This window comes from Methylobacterium sp. 22177, assembly GCF_052045615.1.
Classification (GTDB): Bacteria; Pseudomonadota; Alphaproteobacteria; order Rhizobiales; family Beijerinckiaceae; genus Methylobacterium; species Methylobacterium radiotolerans.
On record NZ_JBQEPK010000059.1, the window covers coordinates 20,253 to 27,674 of the forward strand.

The 7,422-nt window shown below is 67.5% G+C and carries 7 protein-coding genes; 4 read left to right on the forward strand and 3 right to left on the reverse strand.

Translation table 11 applies throughout. From position 1 onward, the window contains the following. Window positions 1-122 precede the first annotated feature (122 nt). The 3 genes from ACTJK8_RS29215 to ACTJK8_RS29225 are packed head-to-tail and all read right to left on the reverse strand — an operon-like array spanning window position 123 to window position 2,375. The gene (locus tag ACTJK8_RS29215) at window positions 123-818 is read right to left on the reverse strand and encodes an amino acid ABC transporter permease (RefSeq protein ID WP_012319180.1); all 696 of its coding nucleotides are present in this window, start codon (window positions 816-818) and stop codon (window positions 123-125) included. Next, complete coding sequence (locus ACTJK8_RS29220) at window positions 815-1,552, reverse strand: amino acid ABC transporter permease (protein WP_083743828.1); 738 nt, start codon at window positions 1,550-1,552, stop codon at window positions 815-817. The genes ACTJK8_RS29215 and ACTJK8_RS29220 overlap by 4 nt, the downstream gene beginning before the upstream one ends. 19 nt (window positions 1,553-1,571) lie before the next feature. Beyond that, window positions 1,572-2,375 (reverse strand): ABC transporter substrate-binding protein, encoded by an 804-nt coding sequence (locus ACTJK8_RS29225; protein WP_012319182.1) that lies wholly within the window; start codon window positions 2,373-2,375, stop codon window positions 1,572-1,574. A 775-nt stretch (window positions 2,376-3,150) separates the two neighbouring features. On the opposite strand from ACTJK8_RS29225, the gene rpsL reads away from it, so the two are divergent. From rpsL to tuf, 4 genes are all read left to right on the forward strand, one after another. Then, entirely contained in the window at window positions 3,151-3,522 is a 372-nt protein-coding gene (rpsL, locus tag ACTJK8_RS29230; RefSeq protein ID WP_007557568.1) for a 30S ribosomal protein S12, read from the forward strand. Window positions 3,523-3,650: 128 nt separating this feature from the next. Then, complete coding sequence (rpsG, locus tag ACTJK8_RS29235) at window positions 3,651-4,121, forward strand: 30S ribosomal protein S7 (protein WP_012319183.1); 471 nt, start codon at window positions 3,651-3,653, stop codon at window positions 4,119-4,121. A 30-nt stretch (window positions 4,122-4,151) separates the two neighbouring features. Then, window positions 4,152-6,227, forward strand: coding sequence for an elongation factor G (gene fusA, locus ACTJK8_RS29240; RefSeq protein ID WP_012319184.1), 2,076 nt, complete (start codon window positions 4,152-4,154; stop codon window positions 6,225-6,227). Window positions 6,228-6,271: 44 nt separating this feature from the next. Next, window positions 6,272-7,422, forward strand: a 1,151-nt coding sequence (gene tuf, locus ACTJK8_RS29245) for an elongation factor Tu (RefSeq protein ID WP_440762969.1), incomplete at its 3' end; no start/stop codon positions are given.

Sequence of the window (7,422 nt, forward strand, 5' to 3'; positions counted from 1 at the left end):
AATTCTCCGTAGACCGTGCCGGCGCGCGCCTGCCCCGATCCGGTACGCCTTGCGCGTGTGCCCGGAGGAATCGGCCACGTCCCGCGGGCCGGCTCGGGCGCGTGGGCCCCTCGGCCGCTCCGTCACTTGGCGCGATGCGCCGGGACCTTGCCGGGCCTCCTCACACCGGAGGCCAGCCCGTCCAGGGAGACGCACAGGACGCCGTAGACGGCACCGACGAAGAGGAAGATCTCGGCCGGGTAGATCATGGCGCGGTTGTTCACCTGCGCGGCCACGAAGGACAATTCGGGCACGCCGATCACGTAGGCGAGCGACGTGTCCTTGATGAGCGTGGTCCACTGGTTGACGAAGGACGGCGCCATGGCGCGCAGCGCCTGCGGCAGGATGACGAATCGCAGGGTGCGCCAGGGACCGAGGCCGAGCGCCAGGCCGGCCTCCCACTGGCCGCGGCCGACGCTCGCGATGCCCGACGCCACGCCGTAGGACAGGTAGGCGCCTCCGACGAGCGACAGCGCCGCCGCGACCGTACCGGCCTCCGGGATCGACACGCCGAACAGGATCGGCAGCAGGAAGTAGGTCCAGAAGATCAGCATCACGACCGGCACGGCGCGGAGGAAGCCGAGCCCGGCGGTGAGGATCGTCCGGGCGGCACCCGCACTCACGGCCAGGACGACGCCGAAGATGAGCCCGAGTGCGGCCGAGGCGAGACCGGACAGGCCGGAGAGAATCAGGGTCAGGGCAAGCCCGCCGACCGGTCCGTCGGGCCAAGCCCCGACCAGCAGGTAGCCGAGATTGTCGATGACGACCGAGGGGTTCATCGGTGCCGGCCCGGGGGACGGAACCGGCGGCCGAGGATCTGCCCGGCCGTCTCCACCGCGGCCGCCGCGCCGACATAGAGGAGCGTCGCGATGCCGAAGGCCTGGAAGGTCTCGAAGGTCTCGGTCTCGACCTGCCGGGACGCGTAGGACAACTCCGCGAGGCCGATCGTCATGGTCAGCGAGGTGTTCTTGAGCGTGTTCAAGTACTGGCCGACGATCGGCAGCCAGGCGACGCGCAGGGCCTGGGGCAGCACGATGTGGCGGAACGCCTTAACGGGCGCCAGGCCCAGGGCGAGGGCGGCCTCCCGCTGGGTGGACCGGACGGCCCCGATGCCGGCGCGGAGTTCCTCGGCGATGTAGGCGCCCGCGTAGAGCGCGAGCCCGCAGAACCCGGCGAGGCTCTCGTAGGCGGGCCAGCGCAGGGCGCCGAGTCCCAGGTCCAGGACGTGCGGCGCGTTGAGCCAGGCCGTCACGCCGTGCGGCAGAGCGGCGGCGACCGCGAAGTACCAGATGAAGAGCTGGACCAGCAGCGGCGTGTTGCGGACGATGCCGACCGAGAGGGTGACGACACCGCGTCCCGCGCGGCCGCCCGCCTCCCGCAGCCCGCACGCCGCGAAGCCCAGCGCTGTGCCGGCGAGGCAGGTGGCTGCCGACAGGGCCAGGGTGACGCCGAAGCCCTGCAGCAGCCAGGCGAGGTAGCGCGGCGCGAGCGCGTCGCCGACCAGTGGAGTCATCGGTGCCGGGCCGACTCGGTCAGCTACGGTCCCCGATCCGGAACAGGCGCGGCAGGGGCTGCTCGGTCTCGGGCCCGAACCAGCGGTCGTAGATCGCGGCCGCCCGCCCGCTCGCCTCCAGGCCGCGCAGAGTCTCGTTCACGAGATCCCGCAGGCGCGTCTCGCCCTTCGGGATGCCGACGCCGATATAGTCGTTGGAGATACTGAAGGCGGGAATCTCGTAGTTCTCCCGGTCCGGCACCTTCGCGAGCAGCCCGACCAGCTTCGGACCGTCCTGCGTGATCGCCTGAACGTTGCCGTTGCGCAGCGCCGTGAAGGCGAAGGGCGTGTCGTCGAAGGCTACCACGATGGCCCTCGGGAAATCGCGGCGCAGGACGATCTCATTGGTTGTGCCCTTGTCGGCGCCGATCCGAAGCCCGTTCAGCTGCTCCGGCGACGACAGGGTGCCCTTCTTCGCCAGGAATTGCTGGCCGGAGGCGAAGTACGGGATGCTGAAATCGAGCTGCTTGGCCCGCTCGTCCGTGATGGTGAAATTCGCCAGAACCAGATCGACCTTGCCGGAGGTGAGCAGCGGGATCCGATTCGCCGGATTGGTGGGCCGAACCTCCAGCTTGACGCCGAGCGCGTCGGCGATGGCCTGCGCGTACTCGACGTCCAGGCCGTTGATCCGCTTCGTCGCCGGATCGACGAAACCGAAAGGTGGGTTGCTGTCGAAGGCGGCGACCCGGAGAACGCCGGCCTGTCGGATGGCGTCCAGACGGTCGGCCAGGGCGGGGCCCGCAGACAGGACGATGGCGAGGGCGAAGGCGAAGAGGCGGCGCACAGGTAGCTCCATCAGATCGTCGGAAGTCCGTACAGGTGAAGGTATTGCCCAGTTTCCCGGATGTTCTCGGTCTGGCTGTGCGTGTGGAGAAGAATTAACAGATCGAGATGCGTATTGATTCAGTCCATGCTGCGCTCAGATGAGCGACAGCGCGGCGCTGAGTCGGGAAACGACCCATCATCATCTCGAGCATGCGGCTAAATCAACGGGAAAAGATTTCCTTTATTCTATGACGGCGTGGGGATCTCGCCGAGACCGCCGGCGGCGAGGGACGCATTTTCCCGCCGTGCCGGAGGGCAGGTCTTCCTCGATCCGCCCCGGCGCGGGCGTGGCGCCGGAAGTGGCGCGGCCCGGCCGGTCTGCGTTGACCCGGCCGACAGCCGTGGGCGATAAGCGATCCGACAGCGGTCGCGCAGGCGCGGCGCCAAATGGCGCGGCCTTGACCGATCCTTAACCTCAGCCGCGGTGCAGTTTTCTGCCGTAACCGCATTGACCTGAGGGGCAACCGCGTCTAGAAGCGCGCCACTTCGGACGGCCATCGCCTGCCGACGGCCCACGGGCGAACCCCCGGAAGCCGCCGCCATCGCCCCGAGCGCTCCGAGGGTTCAAATCGCCTGACGCTGTAAGTCAGATCCGTAGGTACGAGCGCGTTCGTTTCGGGCGTGCTCCTCTGCCCACACCGCGCCGAGGGTCCGTGACAGGCCCTCCGGCGCATATTCGTTTTGCGGACTGCCCTGCGCAGTTCGGACTAGGTGACCGAGGAAGAGGGCACAGGATGCCGACGATCAACCAGCTGATCGCCCAGCCGCGGAAGATCCAGCGGAGCCGCAACAAGGTTCCGGCGCTCGACGCTTGCCCGCAGAAGCGCGGCGTCTGCACCCGCGTCTACACGACGACCCCGAAGAAGCCGAACTCGGCGCTCCGGAAGGTCGCCAAGGTGCGCCTCACCAACGGTTTCGAGGTGATTGGCTACATCCCGGGCGAGGGTCACAACCTTCAGGAGCACTCCGTGGTGATGATCCGCGGCGGCCGCGTGAAGGATCTTCCGGGCGTGCGCTACCACATCCTGCGCGGCGTGCTCGACACGCAGGGCGTGAAGAACCGCAAGCAGCGCCGGTCGAAGTACGGCGCCAAGCGGCCGAAGTAAGTCGGACGCCCGGATATTTCCCGGGCGCCGGTCCGTGTTTCCACGGCCTCGTAAGGATGTCGCCGGCCTCAGGGCTGAGGCGACCTGCGCGGGGCGCTTAAGATCTTTTCGTTCGAGAGTCTCAGAAGATGTCCCGTCGTCACTCTGCCGAGAAGCGTGAGATCATCCCGGACCCGAAGTACGGGGACGTGGTGCTGACGAAGTTCATGAACTCCATCATGTACGAGGGCAAGAAGTCGACCGCCGAGCGGATCGTCTACGGCGCCTTCGACATCGTCGAGAACCGCGCCCGCGCCAACCCGATCGAGGTGTTCCGCGCCGCGCTCGACAACGTGGCCCCGATGATCGAGGTCCGCTCCCGCCGCGTCGGCGGCGCGACCTACCAGGTCCCCGTCGAGGTCCGCACCGAGCGCCGCCAGGCGCTGGCGATCCGCTGGCTGATCCAGGCCGCGCGCTCGCGGAACGACCGCACCATGGTCGAGCGCCTCTCGGCCGAGCTGCTCGACGCCGCCAACAACCGCGGCAACGCTGTCAAGAAGCGCGAAGACACGCACCGGATGGCGGAAGCCAACCGCGCCTTCTCGCACTACCGCTGGTAAGCGGTTCCGCCGTCTCTCAGGAGCAATTCGATGCCCCGCACGCACGCGATCGAGGACTACCGCAACTTCGGCATCATGGCCCACATCGATGCCGGCAAGACCACGACCACGGAGCGGATCCTCTACTACACCGGAAAGTCCCACAAGATCGGCGAGGTCCATGAGGGCGCCGCCACCATGGACTGGATGGCGCAGGAGCAGGAGCGTGGCATCACGATCACCTCGGCTGCGACCACCTGCTTCTGGCGCGACAAGCGCCTGAACATCATCGACACCCCCGGCCACGTCGACTTCACCATCGAGGTGGAGCGCTCGCTCCGCGTGCTCGACGGCGCCGTGTGCGTGCTCGACGGCAACCAGGGCGTCGAGCCGCAGACCGAGACCGTGTGGCGCCAGGCCGACAAGTACGACGTGCCGCGCGTCGTATTCGTCAACAAGATGGACAAGATCGGCGCCGACTTCTTCAAGTGCGTCGCCGACATCATCGACCGCGTCGCCGGCAAGCCCGTGTGCCTGCAGCTCCCGATCGGGGCCGAGTCGAGCTTCCAGGGCGTCATCGACCTCATCAAGATGAAGGCGATCGTCTGGTCGGGCGAGGCGCTCGGCGCCAACTTCGACGAGACCGAGATCCCGGCCGACCTCAAGGACCAGGCCGTCGAGTACCGCACCAAGCTGGTCGAGGCCTGCGTCGAGCTCGACGACGACGCCATGTCCGCCTACCTCGACGGCAACGAGCCGGACGAGGCGACGATGCGCACCCTGGTGCGCAAGGCCGTGCAGCTGCGCGCCTTCCACCCGGTGCTCTGCGGCTCGGCGTTCAAGAACAAGGGCGTGCAGCCGCTCCTCGACGCCGTCGTGGACTACCTGCCCTCCCCGGCCGATCGCGGCGAGATCAAGGGCATCGACTTCAAGACCGAGGAAGAGACCGTCCGTCACCCGTCGGACTCGGATCCCTTCTCCATGCTCGCCTTCAAGATCATGGACGATCCCCACGTCGGCACGATCACCTTCTGCCGCGTGTACTCGGGCAAGGTCGAGACGGGCGCCAACGTCCTGAACTCGTCGCGCGACAAGAAGGAGCGCGTCGGCCGCATGCTCCTGATGCACGCCAACAACCGCGAGGACATCAAGGAGGCCTTCGCGGGCGACATCGTCGCCCTCGCCGGCCTCAAGGATACCCGCACGGGCGACACCCTCTGCGACCCGCAGAAGGCCGTGATCCTCGAGAAGATGGAGTTCCCCGAGCCCGTCATCGAGATCGCCGTCGAGCCGAAGTCGAAGGCCGACCAGGAGAAGCTCGGCATCGCGCTCTCGAAGCTCGCCGCCGAGGATCCGTCCTTCCGCGTCTCCACCGACCAGGAGTCGGGCCAGACCATCCTCAAGGGGATGGGCGAGCTCCACCTGGACATCAAGGTCGACATCCTGCGCCGCACCTACAAGGTCGACGCGAATATCGGCCAGCCGCAGGTCGCCTACCGCGAGAAGCTGACCCGCCGTCAGGAGATCGACTACACGCACAAGAAGCAGACCGGCGGTACCGGTCAGTTCGCCCGCGTGAAGTTCGTGGTCGAGCCGAACGAGCCGGGCGCCGGCTTCTCGTTCGAGTCGAAGATCGTCGGCGGCGCGGTGCCGAAGGAGTACATCCCGGGCGTCGAGAAGGGCCTGAACTCGGTGCTCGGCGCCGGCGTGCTGGCCGGCTTCCCGGTCGTCGACGTCAAGGTCGAGCTGGTCGACGGCGCCTACCACGACGTCGACTCGTCGGCGCTCGCCTTCGAGATCGCCTCCCGCGCGGCCTTCCGTGAGGCCCTGCAGAAGGGCGGCTCGGTCCTGCTCGAGCCGGTGATGAAGGTCGAGGTCGTCTCGCCGGAAGAGTACACCGGCTCGGTCATCGGCGACCTGAACGCCCGCCGCGGCCAGATCCAGGGCCAGGACATGCGCGGCAACGCCAACGTCATCAACGCGATGGTGCCGCTGGCCAACATGTTCGGCTACGTGAATCAGCTGCGCTCCTTCTCCCAGGGCCGCGCCAACTTCACGATGCAGTTCGACCACTACGAAGAGGTGCCGCGCGGCGAGGCCGACAAGGTCATCGCCAAGTACGCCTAAGCATCTCTTCTTCCGCAACGCGAATTCGAATCTAGGAGGCTCTGATGGGCAAGGAAAAGTTCTCCCGCACCAAGCCGCACTGCAACATTGGCACGATCGGCCACGTCGATCACGGCAAGACGTCTCTGACGGCTGCGATCACGAAGGTTCTGGCCGAGACGGGCGGGGCGACGTTCACGGCCTACGACCAGATCGACAAGGCGCCTGAGGAGAAGGCGCGCGGGATCACGATCTCGACGGCGCACGTGGAGTACGAGACGCAGAACCGTCACTACGCGCACGTCGACTGCCCCGGCCACGCCGACTACGTGAAGAACATGATCACGGGCGCGGCGCAGATGGACGGCGCGATCCTGGTTGTGTCGGCGGCCGACGGCCCGATGCCGCAGACCCGCGAGCACATCCTGCTGGCCCGCCAGGTCGGCGTGCCGGCGCTGGTGGTGTTCCTCAACAAGGTCGACATGGTCGACGACGAGGAGCTGCTGGAGCTGGTCGAGCTCGAGGTGCGCGAGCTGCTGTCGAAGTACGACTTCCCCGGCGACGACATCCCGATCACCAAGGGCTCGGCGCTGATGGCGCTCGAGGACAAGGAGCCGAAGATCGGCAAGGAGGCGGTCCTGGCGCTGATGGCGACCGTGGACGCCTACATCCCGCAGCCGGAGCGTCCGATCGACATGCCGTTCCTGATGCCGATCGAGGACGTGTTCTCGATCTCGGGCCGCGGCACGGTGGTGACGGGTCGCGTCGAGCGCGGCATCGTGAAGGTGGGCGAGGAAGTCGAGATCGTCGGCATCCGGGCGACCACCAAGACGACGGTGACCGGCGTCGAGATGTTCCGCAAGCTGCTCGACCAGGGCCAGGCGGGCGACAACGTCGGCGTGCTGCTGCGCGGCACGAAGCGCGAGGACGTGGAGCGCGGCCAGGTGGTGTGCAAGCCGGGTTCGGTGAAGCCGCACTCGAAGTTCAAGGCCGAGGCGTACATCCTGACCAAGGAGGAGGGCGGGCGCCACACGCCGTTCTTCACCAACTACCGGCCGCAGTTCTACTTCCGGACCACGGACGTGACCGGGATCTGCACGCTCCCCGAGGGCACCGAGATGGTGATGCCGGGCGACAACGTGACCATGGACGTGGCGCTGATCGTGCCGGTGGCCATGGAGGAGAAGCTGCGCTTCGCCATCCGCGAGGGCGGCCG